The organism is Telluria sp. B2 (assembly GCF_051789535.1).
Taxonomy (GTDB): domain Bacteria; phylum Pseudomonadota; class Gammaproteobacteria; order Burkholderiales; family Burkholderiaceae_D; genus Telluria.
Genome location: NZ_CP196525.1, coordinates 3,790,677 through 3,811,138 on the forward strand (window position 1 = coordinate 3,790,677; position 20,462 = coordinate 3,811,138).

Sequence of the window (20,462 nt, forward strand, 5' to 3'; positions counted from 1 at the left end):
TCGATGGCCTCGAGCACCTTACATCCCGACCCGGCCTGGCGCGGCCGCCTGCTCGCCTGCGCGCTCGGGCTGGCGCTGCTGTGGCCGATGCTGGTCTACAGCGAATTCAAGCCCTGGCTGCTGTTCGACCTGCAAAGCCTGGCCGCGGCCGGCAACTTCCTCTCGGATTTCCTCCATCCCGCGCACTCGGCCGAATTCCTGGCGATGGTCCTGCGCGAGACCTGGATCACGGTGGCGATCGCCACCTGCGGCCTCTTCCTCGCCCTGCTGGGCGCGATTCCCGCGACGCTGCTCGTGACCGAGCACTTGTCGATCTCGCGCCTGGGCACGGGGCGCATCCGGCGTCCCGCCGCGCTGCTGCGCCAGGCCGTGCGCTGGGTGCTGGTGCTGCTGCGCAGCGTGCCCGAGCTGGTGTGGGCGCTGCTGTTCGTGCGCGTGGTGGGCCTGGGACCGACCGCCGGCGTGCTGGCGATCGCCCTCACCTACTGCGGCATGCTGGCCAAGGTCTATGCCGAGATCCTCGAGTCGAGCGACGCCCACGCGCTTGATGCCCTGCTTGCCAACGGCAGCGCGCGCCTGCCGGCCCTGCTCTACGGCGCCCTGCCCGACGCCGCCGCCGAACTGGTGTCCTATACCGTCTACCGCTGGGAATGCGCGATCCGCGGATCGGCCGTGATGGGTTTCGTCGGCGCCGGCGGCCTGGGCCAGCGGATGGACGAGTCCACGAAGATGATGGCCGGCGGCGAAGTGTCCACCATGCTGCTGATGTTCGTGCTGCTGGTGGCGGCGGCCGACCTGGTGTCGAAATTCTTGCGGAGGAAGCTGGGATGACGCAGCCGCATCGCACCCTGCCGGCGCCGCCGCGGCGCTCGTGGAGCACGCCGCTGGTGCTGCTCGCCCTCGCCGCACTGGTCGTGGCCAGCTTCGCCACCCTGCAGCTGGAACTGGCCGCCTTCTTCACGCCCGAAGCGGTAACGACCACGCTGGAGTTCCTGGACGGTTTCGCGCCGCCCGAGATGGCGGCACCCTTCCTGCTGAAGACCCTGAGCGCGGCCATCGAGACGCTGTCGATGTCGGCCCTGGGCACCCTGCTGGCCGTGATCGCCGGCATGGTGCTGGCGCTGCCGGCGGCCGGGCGCTGGGGCGCGGCGCCGCGCGCCGCGGTGCGCCTGGTGCTGAACGTGCTGCGCTCGATTCCCGAGCTGGTTTGGGCCGCGCTGCTGCTGGTGGCCGCGGGCCTGGGGCCGTTTGCCGGCACGCTGGCGCTGGCCGCGCACACGGCCGGCGTGCTGGGACGCCTGTTCGCCGACGCGCTGGAGAACGCCGAACCGCTGCCTGAAGCAAGCCTGCGCACCAACGGCGCGCCGGCGCTGGCCGCCTTCTTCTATGCGACCCTGCCCCAGACCCTGCCGCAGATGCTGTCGTACACCCTGTACCGCTGGGAGAACAATATCCGCGCCGCCGCCGTGCTGGGCGTGGTCGGCGCCGGCGGCCTGGGCCAGATGCTCAAATACCACCTGTCGCTGTTCCAGATGCAGAGCGCGGCCACCGTGGTGATCGCGATGCTGCTGCTGGTGGCCCTGGTCGATGCGATCAGTTTCGCGCTGCGGCGCGCCCTCACCCGATAAGGTAGAACACGCCCATGCTGGAACTGCGCGAACTCACCAAGACCTACGGCGGACGCACTGTCCTGGCCAACCTGTCGCACCGTTTCGAGCCCGGCAGTTTCGTTGCCATCATGGGCGAATCGGGGGTGGGCAAGTCGACCCTGCTGAACCTGATCGCCGGCCTGGATGCGCCGACGGGCGGCCAGGTCCTGGTGGACGGCACGCCGATGTCGGCGCTCGACGACGACGCGGCCACGCGCCTGCGCCGTACTCGCATGGGCTTCATCTTCCAGGCCTTCCACGTGCTGCCCCACCTGACGCTGCAGCAGAACGTCGCGCTGCCGCTGCTGCTGAACCGCGACGCCACCGCGCGCGCCGACGAGATGCTGGCGGCGGTGGGCCTGGCGGGACGCGGGCTTGACTTCCCGCGCCAGTTGTCGGGCGGCGAACTGCAGCGCGTGGCAATCGCGCGCGCCCTGGTGCATCGTCCGGCCCTGCTGCTGGCCGACGAGCCGACCGGCAACCTCGACCCCGAAACGGCGGACGGCGTCCTGCGCCTGCTGCGCGCCGAAATCAAGGCGAACGGCGCCGGCGCCATCATGGTCACCCACTCCCACGCCGCGGCCGAGATGGCCGACCAGGTGCTGCTGCTTACCCGTGCCGGATTGCAATTAGCGTAAATTCCCATCGGAAAGAACGACGTTAGCCCTCCTTTGCGCACAGTTGTTGTTTGAATAGTGCGCGGCACGCCGCATAGCCGTAGTACTATCACAACGACCCGCACGCATAAGCTATCACAACATCGGGCGCTTCCAGAACGGTCCTGTCCCCTCAACCAGATTGTGTATTTGGAGGAGTACATGAACGTACGCCAAAAAAAACAGGAAATGCTGGCCGCGATGCACCGAGCGCGCGCCCTCGAGCCGTCGAGCTTCGTCCCCAACAAGCTGCTCGACACCCTCATCGAAAAGATGCATCTGAAGAATGACGCCGAGCTATGCCGGGTGCTGGAAGTACAGCCCCCGATCATCAGCAAGATCCGTCACCGCAAGCTCAATGTCGGCGCCACGATCCTGTTGCGCATGCATGAAAAGTCGAACATCCCGATCCGCGAACTGAAGGAACTGACGTCCGCGTCGGTGCATTGACGAAGGAAAGACGGCCACCGCGGTGGCCGTCTTGCCATCCGGCCGCTTCGGGATCTAGCCTGCGCTGGGCGGGCGCCCGGTCTTGAGCTGAGGCAGGCCGTCGAGCACCTGGCGCAGGGTGGCCATGTCGAGGCGGCCGACGAGGGCGACGCCGATGCGCAGCAGCTCGCTTTTCTTGACTTCGAAGCCTGCCTTCAAGCAAGCCTGCTTCACCTCGGCCAGGACCGCATATTCCTGCTCGGGCATGGTGAAGCTGTCGCGCACCAGCGCCGGCCGTACCGGCTCCACGACCGGTGCGGCCTCCGGCACGGCGCGGGCGCGCGTGCCTGCAGCGCCCTTGCCTGTCGCCTTGACCAGGGCCTTGGCTGCCACCTTGGCCGCGACTGCGGGCTGTTTGGCCGCCACGGTGCGTGCAGCCGGCTTGACCGGCCTGGCGCCTGCCTTGGCCCCGGACTGCGGGGCGGCTTTCGCGGCCGCCTTCGCGCTGCCGCGCGTCGTGGCGGCGGCCTTTGCAGGAACTTTGGCAGGGACTTTGACAGGCGCTTTGGCCGGCGCTTTCACGGCGGGCTTGGCTGCCGCCTTCCGGGCTGGCGCGGGCGCTTTGGCGGCGGCTCTCGTGGTGCTCTTCGTTGCGGATTTCTTGACGGCGGCTGCGTCCGCCGCAATCGCCTTCGAAGCTTTCGACGCGCCCTTGGCTGCCGCGCCGGCGGACGCGCGCGCGCCCGACTTTGCCCGCGCCGCGCCGCTTGCGGCTGCTGCTGCGGGAACCGATTTTCTGGTCATTAGGTATTCCACTGCTTAAACAAGGTAAACAATATAGTCGATCATACGCATTCCCGGTAGGGCGTTGCGCAGTATGCACCCGTTTCCATACCCCTTTGCGTGCCCGCGTCGGTTTGCGCGCGCAGATGGAGCTCGCGGATGACGCCGGCGCGCAGTCCGGCCTGGACCGGCAGCACGGCGTCGATGCCGAGTTCCTCGACCAGCGCCAGCAGCATCGCCAGGCCGCCGGCGACCTGCGCCGCCCTCCCCGGCTGGGACCAGCGCGCCGCGATGCGCGCCAGGGCGCCGTCCTCGATCAGGACGCGGCGCAGCGCATACAGCCGGCCCGCATACAGCGGGCTCGCGGCCGGCAGCAATTCTCCCGCCAGCGCGGCCAGCAGGCGCACGCTGCCCGAGGCGCCGTAGGCGCGCTCCCAGCCGCGCATGCCGGGCGCCGCGCCGGCGTCGGCAAAGCGGCTGCGCGAGGATTCCAGGGCGGCATCGAAGGCGCCGGGATCGATGCCTTCGCCAAAGAAGGCCAGGCCGTGGCGCAGCGCCCCTACCCCGAAGGACTGCACGCGTTCCACCCGCTCGCCGCGCCCGGCCACCACTTCGGTCGAGCCGCTGCCGATGTCGAGCACCAGCCGCCTTTCCGCCGCGTCATCCAGGGCCCCGGCAACGCCGAGGTAGACCAGCCTGCCCTCCTCTTCGGGACCGATCACCTCGACCGGATGGCCGATGGCCGCTGCCGCGGCCGGCACGAACACCGGCGCATTGCGCGCCACCCGCAGCGCGGCGGTCGCCACCACCCGCACCGCGCGCGGCCGCCACAGTTCCAGGGCGGTGCGGAACTGGCGCAGGCAGGCGAGCGCGCGGCGCACCGCATCGGCCCGGAAGCCGCCCTCGGCATCGAGTTCGGCGCCCAGGCGGATCGGTTCGCTCAGGGTGGCGAGCACGCGCACGGCGCCGCCGGCGCAGCTCGCCACATGCAGGCGGAAGCTGCCGGATCCGAGTTCCACGGCGGCGTAGAGGGGCTCTGCGTCGGGCGAGATGGTCATCGAGGTCTGCTGTGGTCGAAGAGCTGCCAGTATGGCGGGGGTTTGTGACGGGGCGATGACGCGGGCGCGTGCGTGCAGTGCAATCGGCTCCGTGTTCGTTCCGGATGACCGGGCTGCCAACTATCGACGCGTGGGCGGCGCATACGCTGCGGCTGTTCAGCCGGCAGCGGTGGAGCCGGCCACCCTACGCGGGGGTTGCTGCCCTCGGCGCGATGTGGATGCGGTTGCGGCCGGCGGCCTTGGCGGCGCGCATGGCTTCGTCGGCGCGCTGCAGCAGGGTGACGTTGCTGTCGTCGGGGCGGATGGTGGTGACACCGAAGCTCGCCGTCATCGAGATCATGGCGCGTTCGGTCTTCACCGGCGTGGTCTCGATCGCGCCGCGCATGCGTTCGGCCACGATTGCCGCTTCCTCGAGGCCGGTGCGCGGCAGCAGCACCGCGAATTCGCCGCCGACCAGGCGCGCCAGCTGGTCGCTGTCGCGCAGGGCGCGCTTGCACAGCCCGGCGACGTGGCGCAGCACGACGTCGCCGGCCGGGTGGCCGTAGCCGTCGTTGACGCGCTTGAAGCCGTCGAGGTCGAGCACGACGAGCGCGGTCGGCAGGCCGGGGCGGCGCGCCAGCGCCATCCAGGGCGCCAGCGTCGCGAAGAAGCCGCGCCGGTTCGGCGCGTCGGTCACGGTGTCGACGGTCTCGAGGCGTTCGAGCTCGGCCTGCAGGCGTTCGCGCGCCAGCAGCAGGCAGCCGAAGCCGCTCACCAGCATCAGGAGGTAGAGGGCGGCGCTCGAGAGCTGGCGCAGCAGCTCGTGCGAGAGCCAGCGCCAGCCGTCGGGCATGACCAGCACCAGGATGCCGCGCGCCGCGACCACCAGCGCCAGCAGCACGGTGGCGATCGCCAGCGCGCGCTGCAGCATGGTGGCCGCGCACCAGCCCTGGGCCAGCGCGGCGCCCGAGCACAGGTAGAAGCCGCCCAGCAGCAGCAAGGCGGCCAGGTTGCGCAGGCCGATGTCGTCGATCAGGTAGCAGACCAGGAAGGCGGCAACCGCCACCACGGCCAGCGGCAACATGGTGCGGCGCCAGCGCGTCCTGCCGGCCATCTCCCACAGGGCGCCGGTCTCCAGCGCGACGCCGCCGATCAGCAGGGCCCAGCCGGCCGGCAGGGCCAGCGCCTCGGGCACCACGCGCGCCCCGCCCAGCGCCAGCAGCACCCAGGCCGCGGCCTGCACCTGCTTGGACAGTCCCCAGGAGGCCAGCGCCGGGGCGCGCGGCGCGCCGTAGTCGAAGAAGAACAGGACGCTGCACAGGGCCAGGTTGCCCAGTGCTAGCACCAGCACCATCGTTGTGGAATCCAGGTTCAGCATCGGCTCTCTTCAATATTCGTGTTCGACGTTGGCCGTGCCGTCGCCGACCCGGCTGGCCCAGGCGCGCGCCCAGCATTCGCGATCGAGCTCGCCCGGCGCCTCGTTCCAGAACACGATCAGGGTGCCCTTGTGGTCGTGCAGCTGGGTCACGCGCTCGACGAAACCGGCATTGCCGGCGCTGTCGGCCAGTGCCATCGCATACCCATACACACGGTTGAGCCGCTCGATGCGGTCGGGCTCGGTGGTGCTGTTGGTGGCGGTGATCAATGGGTGATCCAGGAACATGGGGAAACTCCGTGTGGCGGCGAGGGCCAGCTTATCAGAATTTAATGCCTGCGAACAAGGCGAGCGCCCGTCGCCCAGGGTCGCCAAGGTCCGGCCGGCACGCCGGTTCCGGCCCGCGCCGCTCATCGCTATACTGGCGCCATGCCCCCCGAATCCGATCCCAGCGAGCCGCAGGTGCGCCAGGGTGCGCCGCTGGTGCGCACGCGCGGCAACCGCCGCACCCTGGAGTTCCAGCCCGGCGACATCCAGAGCGAGATGCTGCTGTCGAAGCCCGACGCCCTGGTGCTCGACTATGCGCGCGCCATGATGTGCTTCGCCCTCTTCGTTCCAGAGCCGCGCCACATCCTGATGGTGGGCCTGGGCGGCGGTTCCCTGGTCAAGTTCTGCTACCGCCACCTGCCGCGCACGCGCATCACCGTGCTCGAGATCAGCGCCGAGGTGATCGCCCTGCGCGAGCAGTTCCTCGTCCCGCCCGACGACGCGCGCCTGCGCATCGTACATGCCGACGCCGCCGACTACATCGCGGCCGCCCCCGCCAGCGCCGATGTGATCCTGGTCGACGGCTTCGACGCCGCCGGCATGCCCCAGGCCCTGGGCAGCGCCGGCTTCTACGGCGCCTGCCGGCGCGCCCTGCGCGACGGCGGCGTGCTGGTGGCCAACCTGCTCAGCTACGATCCCCGCTATGCGGCGCTGCAGGCGCGCGTGAACGCGGCCTTCGGCGGGCGGGTCTGCCAGTTCGAAGGCATCGCCGGCAACAACCACATCCTGTTCGCGCTGCGCGTCCCGCCCCGCCCTGCGCCGGGTTCGCCCCTGGAGCGCACGGCATCCCGGCACGCGCGCATGGCGCGCCGGCGCGGCCTGCGCCTGCCCCTGCTGAACCATCTCCCGAACCGCCTGCTGGCGCGCCTGGTGGTCGCCTGGCTGGCATGGCGTCCTGTGGGGTCTTGACGACAGCAGCGCCCCGCCGCCGCCGGGGGCGCGGAAGTGTTTGCCGAAAGGCGCCGATGTATGACACACTTCGGGGCTTTGGTGCCTTTGGGCAAGCAAATTATTCTTCTGGAACAGTACATGGTGCGTCGCCTGTCGTTTTCCCTCACCCGTGCCGCCGTCCTCACCTTCGGAGCCGGCCTGGCTGCCTCGTGCGCGCTGTTCGTCGGCGTGAGCCATCTCGAATACGACAACCTCGCCCTCTCCTTCAGCCAGCGCGCCGACCAGCGCGTGGCCACGGTGCGCCAGGGCCTGCACGACGCGGTCGAAGTGGTGACGGTCACGAACCAATTGTTCCGGCTCGGCGCGCCGGTGACGCGCGAGCAGTTCCACGATTTCACCTCGCCCCTGCTGCAGCGCCATCCGTACATCAAGGCCTTCAACCAGCGCCGCCTGGTCGCGGACAGCGAGCGCGCCGCGGTCGAAGCCGAGCTGCGCCAGGTGGCGCCCGGCAGCTTCATCAACGAAGCGCGCGACGGCGCGCGCGTGCCGGCCGAAACGCGCCCGCACTACAACGTCGTCTACTACCTCGAGCCGATGGCCGGCAATGAACCGGCCTTCGGCTTCGACTCCAACAGCCGCCCCCAGATCCGTGAGGCGGTGACGCGCGCCCGCGCCGAGGGCCGCGCCGCTGCCAGCGCCTTGTACCCGCTGGTGCAGGACGCCGACCCGCAGCCGAGCTTCCAGCTCGTCATGCCGCTGTTCGACCGCGCGGGCAGGTATACCGGCGACACCGCCATCATCGTGCGTGCGCGCGAACTGGTGCGCAACGCCCTGGCCGGCGCCAAGCTGCTGGGCGACAATCAGATCGTGATGTCGGTCTACGCCTCGGCCAGGCCCGATCCGGCCAGCCTGGTCTTCACCACCCGCGCCGAGGATGCGCCGGTGCCGCGCGACACCATGGCGAACTGGATCGCGCCCGAACACCGCGCCAGCCTGGTGCGCACGCTCGATGCCGCCGGCCGTCCATGGCTGGTGGAAGTGACGGCCCTGCCGCGTCCTTTCGCGGCCGACCACCTCGCTTCGCTGACGATCCTGGCCGGCGGCATCCTGCTGAGCCTCCTGACCGCGGCCTGGGTCCAGGCCTCAGGCATGCGCACCCGCCGCGTGCAGCAACTGGTGCGCAAGCGCACGGCCGACCTGAAGCGCACCAACCGGCGCCTGGTCGACGACATGGTCGCGCGCGAGCGCACCGAAAAGGCCCTGCAGCAGAGCGAGCAGCGCTTCCGCCAGCTGGTGGCGATGTCGTCGGACTGGTACTGGGAACAGGACCGCAACTACCGCTTCACGATGATCACCGGCGGCTTTGCCGAAAAGGCCGGCGTGACGGTCGAGCGCGTGCTCGGCAAGACGCGCTGGGAATACATGGAGGGACTGGGCGACACCGAGATCGGCCGCGCCCACATCGCCCAGGTCAGGGCCCACGAAGCCTTCAGCGATTTCGAATACCAGGTCCTCGACGACAACGGCGACACACGCTGGTTCCTGGTCAGCGGCCAGCCGGTGTTCGACGAACGCGGCGACTTCCAGGGCTACCGTGGCACCGGTTCCGACATCACGGCGCGCAAACTGACCGAGCAGCGCGTGCACCACGTGGCCCAGCACGACGTGCTGACCGGCTTGCCGAACCGCTCGCTGCTGCAGGACCGCCTCGGCCAGGCGGTGGCCTATGCCACCCGCAGCGGCAACCCGGTATGGGTCATGCTGATCGACCTCGACCGCTTCAAGTTCGTCAACGACAGCATGGGCCACAAGGCCGGCGACGTGCTCCTGATGACGGTGGCGGCGCGCCTGCGCTCCTCGCTGCGCGATTCGGACACGGTGGCGCGCCTGTCGGGCGACGAATTCGTGGTCATCCTGTCCGAGCACGGCGAACAGTCGCTGAGCCCGGACATCGTGCAGCGCGTGATGGATGCGGTGGCCCAGCCGGTCATGCTCGGCACCAAGGAGTTCTTCGTCACCTGCAGCATCGGCGTGGCCGTCTACCCGAGCGAAAGCACGCCGGCCGACGCCCTGATCGAACACGCCGACATCGCGATGTACCGCGCCAAGAAGCTGGGGCGCAACAACTTCCAGTTCTACACCCCGGCGATGAACGAGGAATCGCTGGAACGCGTGCGCATCGAAAGCGCCCTGCGCAACGCCCTCGAGCGCGAGGAATTCGTGCTGTACTACCAGCCCCAGCTCGACATCCAGAGCGGCAGGATCGTGGGCATGGAAGCGCTGATCCGCTGGCAGCATCCGGAGCTGGGCATGGTGCCGCCGGGGCGCTTCGTGAGCATCGCCGAGGAAACCGGACTGATCGTGCCGATCGGCGCCTGGGTAATGCGCACCGCCTGCGCCCAGAACAAGGCCTGGCAGGATGCCGGCTTCGAGAAGCTGCGCGTGGCCGTGAACCTCTCGGCGCGCCAGTTCGGCGCCGCCGACCTCATCGAGAGCATCGAGCAGGTGCTGCAGGACACCGGGCTGGAGCCGAAATACCTGGAGATCGAGCTCACGGAAAGCCTGTTCATGAGTGACGTCACGCCGGCAGTGGAACTGCTGCACCGGATGAAGGCGCTCGGGGTGAACCTGTCGATCGACGACTTCGGCACCGGCTACTCCAGCCTGTCCTACCTGTCGCGCTTCCCGATCGACGTGCTGAAGATCGACCGCTCGTTTGTCGCCGACATCACGCGCGACGCCAACGACGAGGCGATCGTCACCTCGATCATCGCGCTGGCGCACAACCTGAAACTGGCCGTGATCGCGGAGGGCGTGGAAACCGGCGAACAGCTCGACTACCTGCGCCGCCACGGCTGCGACGAGATCCAGGGCTATTATTTCAGCCGTCCGGTGCCGGCGCCCGAATTCGAGCAGCTGCTGGTGGAGGGTCGCGGCCTGGCGCCGAGCGCCGCGCTCGCGGACGAGCTCGATCCTGCGACGGCATAATTGCTTGTAGGATCTATCCTTGTAGCAATTTCTGCATCATTCCTCTACAATGACAGTTTCTGTATTGCAATTGATGGGATTAATGAAGATGGAAGAAGTGCAAGGCCACGCGCCGGCCACGGCGCGGCCGCGGGTCATCCGAACCGACCTGCGCACGCGCGACCTGGTCAACCAGGCGGTGGCCTCGATTCCCACGCTCGGCCTGCAGCGTGCGGCCGAATTCCTTGCGGCGATGAACGTCCCGGCGGAAATCGCCGTGCGTACGCTGGTGTATCCGCAGCGGCGGCGGCGCGGCTGAAAAAAACCGGCCGCAACAGCGCTGTCTGCACAAGACATCGTTCGGTAGGGGTGGGCACTCCCTGCCCACGCGTTACGCACCTGCCGAGCAGTCAGATGCGGCGAGGTGTCGCCCACAACCTATGCCATGGACGCAAAACCGGCCAGGACGCCTTACTTGCGCGGTTCCTGCGCCAGGATGTCGGCGAGCGACTCCTGACCCTTGGCGGTCACCTCGAAACCACCCTCCGCGCGCGGCGCGATGTGCGATTTGCGGCTGAGGAACTGGACGACGTCGCCCGCCACCGGGGCCGCCGGATCCTGGGCCAGGGCTTTCAGGGCCTCGATACAGCTGCGCAGGAACAGGACCTCGCGGCCTTTCTCGGTCAGGTCCAGGCTGCCGTTCCTGGCGTACTGGATCATCTTCAGGCCCGCGAGGCGCTTCGCGTTGCGTCCGACGCAGGCATTGACCCGGTCGGTGCGCGCGCCGCCGCGAATGAATTCGAGCGCGTTGTATTCGTCAGTCGTCAGTTTTTCGTTCTTCATTGCCGCTTTCATGGTTCGTTGCGGGCGTCATGGTAACCGCCGCAACGCCCCACGGGCAAATTTATCGCAAGGTCCGCAGGGCAATCCAGACCAGGCCGGCGCCGACGATGCCGGCAACCGCCAGCACGCCCTGGAAGCGGCGCGAGGTGAAACCGTAGTGACGGCCGAGGTAAATCTTGTTGTGCAGCGAATTGCCCATCTGTGTGTCTCCGTGTTGAAACTGGCTATGTAGAGATATTATAAAAAACTTCACAAATGGGGAACGTTCGGCACCGAACATAATTGTAACTTTGTGTGAATAACAACACCGTCGGCAAGTCTAGCGCGCGCCGAAGGCGAGGCTTGGCTGTTAGGATTGTTCCAACATTGTCCATGCAAGGAGCACACCATGAGTAATCCACGACAGAGTTCGGACCCGGCGGCCAAGGGCGGCGTCATCCTCCACGAGGACGACATCGGCAGCGGCGAAAAGACGCCGGGCGAGAAGGAAACGGAAGCGATGATCCGCGAGATTCCGCCGCTGGAGTCGGGCGGGAAGAAGGATCAGGAGCCAGGCGGGAACAAGGGCCAGGCTTGAGGGAATGAATCGGTGGGCGGCGCGCCGCCCACGCGAGACTGCATTTTTTCCGCCGTTACTCCGCCCGAATCGGCGGTTCGGGAATCGAGGGTTCCTCGACCGGTGCGTGCGCCGGATCGGGCACGTCGTCGGGCACCGGAATGGTGGGTGGGGTCGGGGTCTGCTCCGGATCGGGCGTCGAATGGGCGCGCAGCGCGCCGTGCTCGCCGCGCGGGTCGTTCGTTTCCATCATCGTCCTTTCTGCACTTTCCATGAATTCCCCGCGGACCGGGCTGCTTGCCCGTCCGCGGGACGTCGGCGATTACCTTGAATCGCTCAGTGATTCTGCTTCTGCTTGGCGCCGCCGCCGGCGCCTTCACCGGTGCCGGCGCGCACGCGCGACTTGGCGTCGTGGCTGCTCTTGTCCTGCTTGCCGGCGCGCTGCTTGGCCAGGTCTTCTTCCGACATGTGTTCCGACTGCTTGTTTTGCGGGCTGCCGCCCGATTTCGACTGGCTCATCGTGATCCTCCCATGGTTGTGAAAACATTGACGTTTTGCGCAGCCTAGCATGGAAGAACAGGAAAGGTTTTCAATCGTGCGCGTCCAGAAAACGCCGCAAAGTTGCAGCATGGTTGGAGGTATAGTGCAGGCTTTCCCCAACAATTTTCTTCGATGACACTGCGATCCATGATTCTTGCCGCCCTGCTCCCCGCGACCGTTGTTGCCGCCCCGATGAAGCTCGACGACTACATGGCCCTAAGCGGCCCCGCGCCGGCCGAGCGCGTCGCCTACGGCCCCGCGCCCTCGCAATACGCCGAACTGTTCGTCCCCGAGGGCGCCGGTCCCTTCCCGGTCGCGGTGCTTGTGCACGGCGGCTGCTGGACCGAAAAATTCGGCGGCATCACCCAGTTGCGCAACATGGCCGGGGCCCTGCGCGAGCGCGGCATCGCGGTGTGGAACGTGGAATACCGGCGCGTCGACGAGCCGGGCGGCGGCTACCCCGGCATGTACCAGGACATGCACGCGGCGCTCGAACGCTTGCGCAGCCAGGCCGGGGCGCACCGCCTCGACCTGGAGCGCGTGGTGGCCGTCGGCCATTCGGCGGGCGGGCAACTGGTGCAGTGGATCGCCGGCCGCGAGCGCATCCCGAAGACCAGCCCGCTGTATCGCGAGCGCGTGCTGCCGGTGCGCGCGGTGGTGAGCCTGGGCGGCCTGGCCGACCTGCGCCGCGAACGCGCGTTGATCAAGGCCAGCTGCGGACGCGACACGGCGGAACTGGCCGGCCACCCGAGCCCGCAGCGGCCGGACGTGTATGCCGACACCAATGCCGCCGAGCTGATGCCCAACGGTACACACACGATCCTGGTGACGGGGGAACTGGACACCATCTCGCCGCCGCGGGTGGCGCAGGACTACGCCGCGCGCGCCAGGGCGGCCGGCGACAGCGCCGAGGTCGTGATCCTGCCGGGCGCCAGCCACTACGACGAGGTGGCGGCGACTTCGCCTGCCTGGCCGCTGGTGGCGGCCGCGATCGAACGGGCGCTGGCCGCTGCTACCCCGCCTTCCGCTTCGCCAGCGGCGCGTTGACGACCACGTCACCGGTCGGCACGGCGACGCAGGGCAACAAGTAATTTTCGCGTTTCTCCTCGATCGACAGGCCGGGCCAGTCGACGAGGTAGCGCACCGTGCCGCTCTCGAGGCGGCAAAGGCAGGTGCGGCAGGTGCCGTTGCGGCAGGAGCTGGGGAGCTCGACGCCGGCGCTTTCCGCGGCCTGCAGGATGGTCCTGCCGCCGCCCGGGAAGCTGGCGCCGAGCGGTTGCAGCGTGATTGCGCAGCTTATGGCATCGTGAGTCTGGACGTCGTGGGTCATGGCTGGATTGTAGCGCGTGGCGGCGGCGCGGCGCCTCAGTTCGTTTCCGCACAGACCGTAAAAGGTCGCACGCCTACGCTGAGCTTTCCCTTAGCAAGTATCGCAGGTGCCATATGCAGAAAATCATGACTCCCCTCTTCCTCGCCGTCCTGGCCGGCGCCGTTCCATTCGCATCCGCCCAGGTTGCAGCGCCTGCCCAGAATGCCGCCGCCATCCAACCCGGCTTGCCGAATGCCGCGCCGCTGCAGGCGGCCCAACAACAGGCGCCGACCGACCAGGCCGCTGAACGCGCCGAATTCGAGCGGATGCTGCGCGCCCAGGTCCTGCTCGACCGCCTGCACATCTCGCCCGGCGAGATCGACGGCGCCTATGGCTCGAACATGCGCCAGGCGCTGTCCACCTTCCAGAAGACACGCAATCTCGACGTGACCGGCAAGCTCGACGACGCGACCTGGAGCGCGCTGAACCAGGACACCACGCCGACCCTGACGCAATACGTGCTGACCGACGAAGACGTCGCCGGCCCTTTCCAGAAAATTCCCGAAGACATGATGGAGAAGGCCAAGCTGCCCAAGCTCGGCTATGCCTCGCCGCTTGAAGGCCTGGGCGAGAAATTCCACGCCAGCCCCGAGCTACTGGAACGCCTGAACCCGGGCAAGAATTTCGCGCGCGCCGGCGAACAGATCGTGGTGCCGAGCGTGCACGGCGGCGCGCCCCTGCCCCAGGCCGCCAAGGTCGTGGTCAGCGACAGCCGCAAGGTGCTGATGCTGTTCGATGCCAACGACCGCCTGATCGCCCAATACCCGGCCTCGACCGGCAGCGAACACGATCCTCTCCCGGTCGGCAACTGGAAGATCGAGGGCGTGCACCCGAACCCGACCTACCACTACAACCCGAAACTGTTCTGGGACGCCGAACCGGGCGACAAGAAGACGACGATTGCCGCCGGCCCCAACAATCCGGTCGGCGTGGCCTGGATCGACCTGTCCAAGCCGCACTACGGCATCCACGGCACGCCGGTGCCGAAGTTCATCGGCAAGACCGAGTCGCATGGCTGCATCCGCCTGACCAACTGGAGCGCCGCCGAAGTGGCGCAGGTGGTCGCAGCGGGGACGAACGTGGTTCTTCAGGAGTAGTCACCCAAGGCAAATCAACGAAGGGAGGTTCGCATGAGATGGCTGGTCACATTCCTTCTGGGCGTGCTGGTGGGCGCCGGCGGTCTTTTCGTCTACCTGCGCGGGTTCGCCGACGCGCCGGATCCGATCGTCACCGACGGCGGCGCGCTGCCGGCCCCGCCCGCCGACCCACCGCAAGCCAGCACGGCCGACAGTCCGCTCGTGCAGACCGACCTGGCGGACGCCGACCTGCCGATCCGCCCCGCCCCGCAAGCCTCGACCGGCGCGCCGGCCGCGCCGGAACTGACGGCCGACGGCAACATGCCGGGCAAGCTCCTGGTGCCGGTCGAAGGCATCGCCTACAGCCAGCTGACCGACACCTTCGATCAGCCACGCGGCCAGGAACGCCACCACGAAGCGCTCGACATCATGGCGCCGACCGGCACCCCGGTGCGCGCCGCCGGCGACGGCAGGCTCGTCAAGCTCTTCAACAGTAAACCAGGCGGCATCACGCTCTACCAGTTCGACCCGACGGAGAAATATGCCTACTACTACGCCCACCTGGACCGCTACGCCGACGGCATCAAGGAGGGCATGCAGCTCAGGCGCGGCGACCTGATCGGCTACGTCGGCGCCACCGGCAACGCCGACCCGAACGCGCCGCACCTGCATTTCGCGGTGGTGGCGCTCACGCCCGAGAAACAGTGGTGGAAAGGCACGCCGGTCAATCCCTACCCGATGCTGGGTGACTAGCACTATGGGGCCGGGGTGGTAGGGTGGACACCTGTGTCCACGCGGTATGGAACGCCTGATGAAAGATTATTTCACCGAAGCCGCTAAAGTGAAATAATCTTCCATCACGCTACTGTACCGCCACCTCATCCACATCCGCCCCCACATTGATCGCCGCGTACGCCCGCTGCACCGCAATGTCCTCGGGGCTGCCGGCCCCGTACAACTCCTGGGCCGCCTCGATCATCCTGGCGCGCGCATCCGCGTAATTCGTGCTCGAGGTGAACTTGGTCGTGTTCGCCTTGAACCAGATGCGGAAGGCCTTGTCGGTGCCGATGCCCGTCATCGCGGCCGGCTGCTTGACCAGGTACTTGCTGTAGTAATCGCCATCCTTGTCCGCCTTCGAGCCCTGGGACAGGAAATAGAACATGCGGTTGTTCGGCCCGCTGCTGTAGTGGACGTCGAGGCGGCGCAGCGAAGTGCTCCAGGCGTCCGGGCTGCTGCCGTCCTTGCTCGGCCGGTACATCCAGCGCAGCGGCGTCTTGTTGCGGCCGATCTCGGCACCCAGCATCCAGTCGTTGCCGCCGTTCGGGATGGTCTCGCCCTTGCCGCCGGCGCGCGCATAGGCTTCGGCGATTTCGCCGCCGATGTCCGAGCTCGATTCGTTCAGGCCGCCCGATTCGCCGGAGTACACCAGGTCCGAGGTGGCGGCGGTGACGCCGTGGCCCATCTCGTGGCCGATCACGTCGATCGCGCCCAGGCTGGTGAAGGTCGAGCCGTCGCCGATGAACATGCAGCGGCAGGTATCGCTGTAGTAGGCGTTGTCGTAGGCGGTGTTGACGTGCACGGCGATGTAGCTGGCGGTGTTGTGGCCGTCGAGCGATTGCCAGCCGAGCGCGTTCTTCAGCGAATCGTAGGTGTTCATCAGCCCCCACATGGCGTTCACCGCCGCGGTCTGGCCGTTGGCATCAAGCGTGCTGCCGCCGCGGATGTACTGCTTGCCGTCGCCCCAGGTATTCGTGCTGTTGGTGTAGAGCTTGCCGGCGCTGCTGGTGTTGTTGGCGTTGGTGATCGCCATCGCGCCATAGGTGCCGCCGGTGCCGCGCTCGGGGTCGAGCATCTGGTAGGTTTCGCCCGACAGCGTGGTGCTGATCGGCACCTCGCCGTTGTACTGGCTCTTGCCTATGCCAATCACGGTCTGCAGCATGCTCCAGCGGTCGATGATGTGGGCGTCCTTCGCGCTGACGACCGTGTCGTGGTAGACCAGCTTGTTGGCGCGCTGCATGCGGGTGCGCACCAGGTAGGCCAGCTCGTAGTGGTCCACGACCTCGACCACGTCGAGCGCGTTGAGCTCGGCCTCGAGCTTGTTGACCGCCGCGGGCACGCGCTCGATCTTCATCACCGGGTAGATCAGGAGCTCAGCCTTCGGCGGCGCCACGTGGGTGAGCTTGGCTCCCGCCGCAGCGCCGGCGCTTGCGCCTGCCGCCGCGATGGCCGCGTCGATCGCCGCCTTGGCCGGGATCGAGGGCTTGACGCTGAAATCGAGCGTGACGGCCCCAAGCCGGTTCGCATTGCCGCGGCCGAGATGGACACGGCGGTCGGACGCCGCTTCGGACATGATGTTGCCCGCCGCGTCGACCACGACCACCGATTCGGAGCCGAACACGCGCAGGCCCTTGTAGGTGTGCGCAGCCCGCACGACCTGGGTTCCCTGCATGCCCGGATGCTGCTTCGCGACCAGGAAGCCGTGGTTGTTGTCGAGGCCGCGGGCGGCGCGCTGGGCCGCCAGCTTGGACACCAGGGCCGCGTTCGATTGGCTGCTTGCCGCCTTCGGGGCGCTCATCATGGGCGCGGCGGCCGCGCCGTTCGCGAACAGGGCGGCCACCAGAGCCGCCAGCAGGGTTGCACGCAGGTTCATCTCGTCTCCAGTCTGAACATGCCGGCCTCAGGCGTGGGCCGGATACTCCAGCAGTGTGGACGAGCCTCAAACGAGCAATTTTGCTCAAACGCAAGAAGCCCCGTCCGCAGCGCCGGGACGCAACGGACGAGGCTTCTTTTTTAATGCAGGCGCGGCGAGATCAGTAACGCTCGTTGCGCCGCTTCATCAGGTAGTATGCGGCCGCGCCGATGGCGCCGGCGATCGCCACCTTCTTCGCCAGGCCGGCCTTGTTGTGCTGCCATTCGGACTTGATGCCCATCTCGCCCAGGATATTCGGCACATGGCCCTGGGCCAGGTCCTCGATGACGCCTTCGACCACGTTCACGCGGTCCGCGGCCAGCAGCAGCAGCCAGTGGCGGATGTCGTTCTCGGTCATGGTGAAGGCGGCGCGCCTCAGCATGCCGGACAGGCCCGAAGGCGGCTGCACGGTGCCGAACACCTGGGTGATGCCCGGACGCTCGGTCGAGACCAGCACCTCGACCTTTTGCGCCTGCGGTACCGGCTCGGGAATGTCGGCCGGGGTGTAGCGCGGCGGCGTGCGCTCCATCGGCACGCCGGGGCGGTTGGCGCGGTCCAGGTCGGCGCCCCAGCCCTTGATGTGGCTCAGCTGCTCGCGCGTCGGGCGCTGCATGCGCAGCTGCGGCTGGACCTCGTGGGTATGCCCGTGGTGGTTGGGGTGGTCGAGGTCCTGCCCGTGGTGATGGTGATGATGGTCGTGCTCTTTCACGTCGGTGCGATCGTTCATGCATGACTCCTCAAATCGTTGCGCTGGCCTTCACCGCGCGGATCTCGTGGGCGCGTGGCGGGATCAGGATGGGCTTGATGCAGTTGTCGAGCTTGCTCGAGAAGATGTGGTAGGCATCGGCCACCTCTTCCAGCGGCACGCGGTGCGTGATGATCTGCTTCGGATCGATGTGGCCGGCGCGGATGTGCTCGATCAGGCGCGGCAGGTGGCGCTTCACGCTGGCCTGGTTCATGCGCATGGTAATGCCCTTGTTCAGCGCGTTCCCCATCGGCACCATGTTGAAGGTCGGGCCGTAGACGCCGACGATGGACACGTTGCCGCCCTTGCGCACCGCATTGATGCACCAGTGCAGCACGGTGGCGGCGCCGGCCTGCATCTTCATCAGTCGGCCGGTGAGGGTCTGGGCTACGCTGCCGGCAGCGTCGCACCCGACCGCATCGATGCAGACGTCGGCGCCCAGCCAGTCGGTCATCTTCTTGATGTGCAGCGCCATGTCGCCCACCTCCTTGAAGTTGACCACCTCGCACTGGGCGTAGCGCTTGACGAATTCCAGGCGGTACTCGACCTCGTCGACCACGATCACGCGCCCGGCGCCGAACAGCCAGGCCGACTTGGCGGCGAAGATGCCGACCGGGCCGGCGCCGAACACGACGACGGTGTCGCCTTCCTGGATCGAGCCCATCTCGGCGGCCTGGTAGCCGGTCGGCAGCGCGTCGGTCAGCAGCACGGCGTCGTCGTCGACGATGTCGTCGGGGATGACCATCGGGCCGACATCGGCCATGGGCACCCGCACGTATTCGGCCTGGCCGCCGTCGTAGCCGCCGGCCGTATGCGAATAGCCGTAGATCGAGCCGACCGCGGTGGACTCGGCGTTCATGTTATGACAGTTACCGTAGAGTTCTTTCTGGCAGAAGAAGCAGGAGCCGCAGAAAATGTTGAACGGCACCAGCACGCGGTCGCCCACCTTCAGGTTCTGCACGCCCGATCCGACGTCTTCGACGATGCCGATGAATTCATGGCCGAAGGTGTGGCCGACGCGGGTATCCGGCACCATGCCATGGTACAGGTGCAGGTCGGAACCGCAGATGCAGGAGCGCGTCACGCGCACGATGGCGTCGCCCGGGTGTTCGATCACGGGGTCGGGCTTGTGTTGGGCGCGAACGCGGTAGGGCCCGCGGTAGTTCATTGCCAGCATAGAATCCTCCTCGATGGTTTGCAGCACACGCAAATACGCAGGTGCATGAGTAATTCCAAACTTATGTCAAAACGCTATCCATTACGATACGCGCACGGCAATAAATGCAAATTTTTGTCGGTCCAGCCCTGCTTTTATCGCATATTATTCACAGCAGGAAACCGTCTGTTCCTGTCGGCAGCACAAATCATTGCCACGCTTAAAGCTGGCGCGCCTCGAAGGTATTGCACTGCTGAACATCCCCGCTCTCGATGCCGCGCCGGAACCAGCGCACGCGCTGGGCCGAGCTGCCGTGGGTGAAGGAATCGGGCACCACCACGCCGCGCGACTGCTTCTGCAGGGCGTCGTCGCCGATCGCCGTGGCCGCCGCCAGCGCGGTCTCGACGTCGCCGCTCTCCAGGATGGCTTCCTTCTGGTTGGCGTGATAGGCCCAGACGCCGGCCAGGCAGTCCGCCTGCAATTCCAGCCGCACAGAAAGCGCATTGCCCTCGGTCTCGGAAGCCTGCTGCTGGGCGTTGTGAACCTGGTCGGAAATACCCAGCAGGTTCTGCACGTGGTGCCCGACCTCGTGCGCGATCACGTAGGCCTGGGCGAATTCGCCGCTGACGTTGAAGCGCTGCTGCATCAGGCGGAAGAAGCTCAGGTCGATGTAGACGTTCTGGTCGGCCGGGCAGTAGAAGGGTCCGGTGGCGCTGTTGCCGGCGCCGCAGGCGGTGTCGGTGCGTCCCTCGAACAGCACCAGGGTCGGCGGCCGATAGCTCGCGCCCTGGGAGCGGAACAGCGGCGTCCAGACGTCCTCGGTGTAGCCGAGCACGGTGCGCACGAAGCGCGACTCGCGGTCGGTCGCCTGGGGCGCGTCCGGATCGCGCTGCTGCACCACCTGGGGCGCCGGTCCGCCGCCGCCGAGCAGGCCCAGCACCACGCGCGGATCGACGCCGAAGAAGAACGAGGCCACCAGCGCGATCGCCACCGTGCCCAGGCCGATCGAGCGGCCCCCGAGGCCAAAGCCGCCGAAGCCGCCGCCACCGCCGCCACCGCCGCGGCGGTCCTCGACGTTCTCGCTCTCGCGGTCCCCTTCCCACCTCATCGCGACCTCCGCAGATTGGTCGCGTTCATGCTTTCGCGGGCGTCCTTCAGGCGGAATTCCTCCTCGACGGCAAGGTGTGCGCGGGCGTCGTCCAGCAGGTGGCGCTCATGGCGTTCGCGCTCGACTTCACGGTCGATGCGCAGGTGTTCCTGGTCCGGCAGCAATGGCTTCATGATGATCCTTGGGCAATGGCAGGCCCGGCCGGCACCCCTTATGCCGGCCCGCAGCGTGTTGCCAGTATGGACGCGCCGCGCCCGCCGGTATGT

The 20,462-nt window shown here is 67.6% G+C and carries 25 protein-coding genes; 11 read left to right on the forward strand and 14 right to left on the reverse strand.

All coding sequences use genetic code 11. The features are described 5' to 3' along the window. Positions 1-3: 3 nt before the first annotated feature. The 4 genes from ACSUZJ_RS16840 to ACSUZJ_RS16855 all read left to right on the forward strand — a co-directional run bounded on the left by ACSUZJ_RS16840 (position 4) and on the right by ACSUZJ_RS16855 (position 2,755). Positions 4-831: a PhnE/PtxC family ABC transporter permease gene (locus ACSUZJ_RS16840; RefSeq protein WP_499410030.1), complete on the forward strand. Its 828-nt coding sequence runs from the start codon at positions 4-6 to the stop codon at positions 829-831. Continuing rightward, complete coding sequence (gene phnE / locus ACSUZJ_RS16845; protein ID WP_499410031.1) at positions 828-1,628, forward strand: phosphonate ABC transporter, permease protein PhnE; 801 nt, start codon at positions 828-830, stop codon at positions 1,626-1,628. The genes ACSUZJ_RS16840 and phnE overlap by 4 nt, the downstream gene beginning before the upstream one ends. 14 nt (positions 1,629-1,642) lie before the next feature. Beyond that, on the forward strand, positions 1,643-2,287 hold the full coding sequence (locus tag ACSUZJ_RS16850) for an ABC transporter ATP-binding protein (RefSeq protein WP_499410033.1): 645 nt from the start codon (positions 1,643-1,645) through the stop codon (positions 2,285-2,287). A 180-nt stretch (positions 2,288-2,467) separates the two neighbouring features. Then, positions 2,468-2,755 carry a hypothetical protein gene (locus ACSUZJ_RS16855; protein ID WP_182988058.1) on the forward strand — a complete coding sequence of 96 codons (288 nt, stop codon included), beginning with the start codon at positions 2,468-2,470 and terminating at the stop codon, positions 2,753-2,755. A 54-nt stretch (positions 2,756-2,809) separates the two neighbouring features. Here the strand turns inward: ACSUZJ_RS16855 and ACSUZJ_RS16860 are convergent, their stop codons facing one another. From ACSUZJ_RS16860 to ACSUZJ_RS16875, 4 genes are all read right to left on the reverse strand, one after another. After that, positions 2,810-3,538 carry a hypothetical protein gene (locus ACSUZJ_RS16860; protein ID WP_499410034.1) on the reverse strand — a complete coding sequence of 243 codons (729 nt, stop codon included), beginning with the start codon at positions 3,536-3,538 and terminating at the stop codon, positions 2,810-2,812. Positions 3,539-3,579: 41 nt separating this feature from the next. Continuing rightward, positions 3,580-4,575 (reverse strand): Ppx/GppA phosphatase family protein, encoded by a 996-nt coding sequence (locus ACSUZJ_RS16865; protein WP_499410036.1) that lies wholly within the window; start codon positions 4,573-4,575, stop codon positions 3,580-3,582. 184 nt (positions 4,576-4,759) lie between these two features. Beyond that, positions 4,760-5,932 (reverse strand): GGDEF domain-containing protein, encoded by a 1,173-nt coding sequence (locus ACSUZJ_RS16870; RefSeq protein ID WP_499410038.1) that lies wholly within the window; start codon positions 5,930-5,932, stop codon positions 4,760-4,762. 9 nt (positions 5,933-5,941) lie between these two features. Then, the gene (locus ACSUZJ_RS16875) at positions 5,942-6,217 is read right to left on the reverse strand and encodes a hypothetical protein (RefSeq protein ID WP_499410039.1); all 276 of its coding nucleotides are present in this window, start codon (positions 6,215-6,217) and stop codon (positions 5,942-5,944) included. A 141-nt stretch (positions 6,218-6,358) separates the two neighbouring features. On the opposite strand from ACSUZJ_RS16875, the gene ACSUZJ_RS16880 reads away from it, so the two are divergent. The 3 genes from ACSUZJ_RS16880 to ACSUZJ_RS16890 all read left to right on the forward strand — a co-directional run bounded on the left by ACSUZJ_RS16880 (position 6,359) and on the right by ACSUZJ_RS16890 (position 10,433). Next, positions 6,359-7,165 carry a fused MFS/spermidine synthase gene (locus ACSUZJ_RS16880; protein ID WP_499410041.1) on the forward strand — a complete coding sequence of 269 codons (807 nt, stop codon included), beginning with the start codon at positions 6,359-6,361 and terminating at the stop codon, positions 7,163-7,165. Between the two features lie 120 nt (positions 7,166-7,285). Beyond that, positions 7,286-10,135: a bifunctional diguanylate cyclase/phosphodiesterase gene (locus ACSUZJ_RS16885; protein WP_499410042.1), complete on the forward strand. Its 2,850-nt coding sequence runs from the start codon at positions 7,286-7,288 to the stop codon at positions 10,133-10,135. Between the two features lie 82 nt (positions 10,136-10,217). After that, on the forward strand, positions 10,218-10,433 hold the full coding sequence (locus ACSUZJ_RS16890; RefSeq protein WP_499410043.1) for a hypothetical protein: 216 nt from the start codon (positions 10,218-10,220) through the stop codon (positions 10,431-10,433). A gap of 152 nt (positions 10,434-10,585) precedes the next feature. Here the strand turns inward: ACSUZJ_RS16890 and ACSUZJ_RS16895 are convergent, their stop codons facing one another. After that, positions 10,586-10,957, reverse strand: a complete 372-nt coding sequence (locus tag ACSUZJ_RS16895; protein WP_499410044.1) for a hypothetical protein — start codon at positions 10,955-10,957, stop codon at positions 10,586-10,588. A 61-nt stretch (positions 10,958-11,018) separates the two neighbouring features. Further along, positions 11,019-11,156, reverse strand: a complete 138-nt coding sequence (locus ACSUZJ_RS16900; RefSeq protein ID WP_499410045.1) for a hypothetical protein — start codon at positions 11,154-11,156, stop codon at positions 11,019-11,021. A gap of 189 nt (positions 11,157-11,345) precedes the next feature. On the opposite strand from ACSUZJ_RS16900, the gene ACSUZJ_RS16905 reads away from it, so the two are divergent. Continuing rightward, positions 11,346-11,534, forward strand: a complete 189-nt coding sequence (locus tag ACSUZJ_RS16905; RefSeq protein ID WP_499410047.1) for a hypothetical protein — start codon at positions 11,346-11,348, stop codon at positions 11,532-11,534. Positions 11,535-11,589: 55 nt separating this feature from the next. On the opposite strand, the gene ACSUZJ_RS16910 is transcribed toward ACSUZJ_RS16905, so the two are convergent. Together ACSUZJ_RS16910 and ACSUZJ_RS16915 are read right to left on the reverse strand one after the other, a co-directional pair. After that, positions 11,590-11,787 (reverse strand): hypothetical protein, encoded by a 198-nt coding sequence (locus ACSUZJ_RS16910; protein WP_499410048.1) that lies wholly within the window; start codon positions 11,785-11,787, stop codon positions 11,590-11,592. 62 nt (positions 11,788-11,849) lie between these two features. Next, a complete protein-coding gene (locus ACSUZJ_RS16915; protein WP_499410050.1) occupies positions 11,850-12,032 on the reverse strand; it encodes a hypothetical protein in 183 nt (60 codons plus the stop codon). Between the two features lie 153 nt (positions 12,033-12,185). Here ACSUZJ_RS16915 and ACSUZJ_RS16920 point away from each other — a divergent pair, with 153 nt between their 5' ends. Beyond that, on the forward strand, positions 12,186-13,100 hold the full coding sequence (locus tag ACSUZJ_RS16920; RefSeq protein WP_499410051.1) for an alpha/beta hydrolase: 915 nt from the start codon (positions 12,186-12,188) through the stop codon (positions 13,098-13,100). Here the strand turns inward: ACSUZJ_RS16920 and ACSUZJ_RS16925 are convergent. Continuing rightward, positions 13,066-13,383 (reverse strand): 2Fe-2S iron-sulfur cluster-binding protein, encoded by a 318-nt coding sequence (locus ACSUZJ_RS16925; protein WP_499410052.1) that lies wholly within the window; start codon positions 13,381-13,383, stop codon positions 13,066-13,068. The two genes, ACSUZJ_RS16920 and ACSUZJ_RS16925, sit on opposite strands and share 35 nt — an antisense overlap. Positions 13,384-13,508: 125 nt before the next feature. Between ACSUZJ_RS16925 and ACSUZJ_RS16930 the strand changes: the two genes are divergently transcribed. Continuing rightward, positions 13,509-14,519 carry a L,D-transpeptidase family protein gene (locus ACSUZJ_RS16930; protein ID WP_499410054.1) on the forward strand — a complete coding sequence of 337 codons (1,011 nt, stop codon included), beginning with the start codon at positions 13,509-13,511 and terminating at the stop codon, positions 14,517-14,519. 33 nt (positions 14,520-14,552) lie between these two features. Continuing rightward, entirely contained in the window at positions 14,553-15,251 is a 699-nt protein-coding gene (locus ACSUZJ_RS16935) for a M23 family metallopeptidase (protein ID WP_499410056.1), read from the forward strand. Positions 15,252-15,360: 109 nt separating this feature from the next. Here the strand turns inward: ACSUZJ_RS16935 and ACSUZJ_RS16940 are convergent, their stop codons facing one another. From ACSUZJ_RS16940 to ACSUZJ_RS16960, 5 genes are all read right to left on the reverse strand, one after another. After that, positions 15,361-17,148, reverse strand: coding sequence for a M4 family metallopeptidase (locus tag ACSUZJ_RS16940; RefSeq protein WP_499410057.1), 1,788 nt, complete (start codon positions 17,146-17,148; stop codon positions 15,361-15,363). A 160-nt stretch (positions 17,149-17,308) separates the two neighbouring features. Next, the gene (locus tag ACSUZJ_RS16945; RefSeq protein WP_499410058.1) at positions 17,309-17,914 is read right to left on the reverse strand and encodes a hypothetical protein; all 606 of its coding nucleotides are present in this window, start codon (positions 17,912-17,914) and stop codon (positions 17,309-17,311) included. 10 nt (positions 17,915-17,924) lie between these two features. After that, the gene (locus ACSUZJ_RS16950) at positions 17,925-19,109 is read right to left on the reverse strand and encodes a zinc-dependent alcohol dehydrogenase (RefSeq protein ID WP_499410060.1); all 1,185 of its coding nucleotides are present in this window, start codon (positions 19,107-19,109) and stop codon (positions 17,925-17,927) included. 199 nt (positions 19,110-19,308) lie between these two features. Then, positions 19,309-20,196 (reverse strand): KPN_02809 family neutral zinc metallopeptidase, encoded by an 888-nt coding sequence (gene ypfJ, locus ACSUZJ_RS16955; protein WP_499410061.1) that lies wholly within the window; start codon positions 20,194-20,196, stop codon positions 19,309-19,311. Beyond that, positions 20,193-20,369: a hypothetical protein gene (locus ACSUZJ_RS16960; protein WP_499410062.1), complete on the reverse strand. Its 177-nt coding sequence runs from the start codon at positions 20,367-20,369 to the stop codon at positions 20,193-20,195. Before ACSUZJ_RS16960 ends, ypfJ begins: the two co-directional genes overlap by 4 nt. Between the last annotated feature and the right edge of the window lie 93 nt (positions 20,370-20,462).

Coding starts and splice junctions, on each gene's coding strand:
- ACSUZJ_RS16865 (WP_499410036.1), bottom strand. CDS start 4,575: ATGACCATCTCGCCCGACGCAGAGCCCCTCTACGCCGCCGTGGAACTC.
- ACSUZJ_RS16860 (WP_499410034.1), bottom strand. CDS start 3,538: ATGACCAGAAAATCGGTTCCCGCAGCAGCAGCCGCAAGCGGCGCGGCG.
- ACSUZJ_RS16900 (WP_499410045.1), bottom strand. CDS start 11,156: ATGGGCAATTCGCTGCACAACAAGATTTACCTCGGCCGTCACTACGGT.
- ACSUZJ_RS16915 (WP_499410050.1), bottom strand. CDS start 12,032: ATGAGCCAGTCGAAATCGGGCGGCAGCCCGCAAAACAAGCAGTCGGAA.
- ACSUZJ_RS16850 (WP_499410033.1), top strand. CDS start 1,643: ATGCTGGAACTGCGCGAACTCACCAAGACCTACGGCGGACGCACTGTC.
- ACSUZJ_RS16925 (WP_499410052.1), bottom strand. CDS start 13,383: ATGACCCACGACGTCCAGACTCACGATGCCATAAGCTGCGCAATCACG.
- ACSUZJ_RS16920 (WP_499410051.1), top strand. CDS start 12,186: ATGACACTGCGATCCATGATTCTTGCCGCCCTGCTCCCCGCGACCGTT.
- ACSUZJ_RS16895 (WP_499410044.1), bottom strand. CDS start 10,957: ATGAAGAACGAAAAACTGACGACTGACGAATACAACGCGCTCGAATTC.
- ACSUZJ_RS16875 (WP_499410039.1), bottom strand. CDS start 6,217: ATGTTCCTGGATCACCCATTGATCACCGCCACCAACAGCACCACCGAG.
- ACSUZJ_RS16940 (WP_499410057.1), bottom strand. CDS start 17,148: ATGAACCTGCGTGCAACCCTGCTGGCGGCTCTGGTGGCCGCCCTGTTC.
- ACSUZJ_RS16930 (WP_499410054.1), top strand. CDS start 13,509: ATGACTCCCCTCTTCCTCGCCGTCCTGGCCGGCGCCGTTCCATTCGCA.
- ACSUZJ_RS16910 (WP_499410048.1), bottom strand. CDS start 11,787: ATGGAAAGTGCAGAAAGGACGATGATGGAAACGAACGACCCGCGCGGC.
- phnE (WP_499410031.1), top strand. CDS start 828: ATGACGCAGCCGCATCGCACCCTGCCGGCGCCGCCGCGGCGCTCGTGG.
- ACSUZJ_RS16870 (WP_499410038.1), bottom strand. CDS start 5,932: ATGCTGAACCTGGATTCCACAACGATGGTGCTGGTGCTAGCACTGGGC.
- ACSUZJ_RS16905 (WP_499410047.1), top strand. CDS start 11,346: ATGAGTAATCCACGACAGAGTTCGGACCCGGCGGCCAAGGGCGGCGTC.
- ACSUZJ_RS16945 (WP_499410058.1), bottom strand. CDS start 17,914: ATGAACGATCGCACCGACGTGAAAGAGCACGACCATCATCACCATCAC.
- ACSUZJ_RS16840 (WP_499410030.1), top strand. CDS start 4: ATGGCCTCGAGCACCTTACATCCCGACCCGGCCTGGCGCGGCCGCCTG.
- ACSUZJ_RS16950 (WP_499410060.1), bottom strand. CDS start 19,109: ATGCTGGCAATGAACTACCGCGGGCCCTACCGCGTTCGCGCCCAACAC.
- ypfJ (WP_499410061.1), bottom strand. CDS start 20,196: ATGAGGTGGGAAGGGGACCGCGAGAGCGAGAACGTCGAGGACCGCCGC.
- ACSUZJ_RS16890 (WP_499410043.1), top strand. CDS start 10,218: ATGAAGATGGAAGAAGTGCAAGGCCACGCGCCGGCCACGGCGCGGCCG.
- ACSUZJ_RS16880 (WP_499410041.1), top strand. CDS start 6,359: ATGCCCCCCGAATCCGATCCCAGCGAGCCGCAGGTGCGCCAGGGTGCG.
- ACSUZJ_RS16855 (WP_182988058.1), top strand. CDS start 2,468: ATGAACGTACGCCAAAAAAAACAGGAAATGCTGGCCGCGATGCACCGA.
- ACSUZJ_RS16885 (WP_499410042.1), top strand. CDS start 7,286: ATGGTGCGTCGCCTGTCGTTTTCCCTCACCCGTGCCGCCGTCCTCACC.
- ACSUZJ_RS16960 (WP_499410062.1), bottom strand. CDS start 20,369: ATGAAGCCATTGCTGCCGGACCAGGAACACCTGCGCATCGACCGTGAA.
- ACSUZJ_RS16935 (WP_499410056.1), top strand. CDS start 14,553: ATGAGATGGCTGGTCACATTCCTTCTGGGCGTGCTGGTGGGCGCCGGC.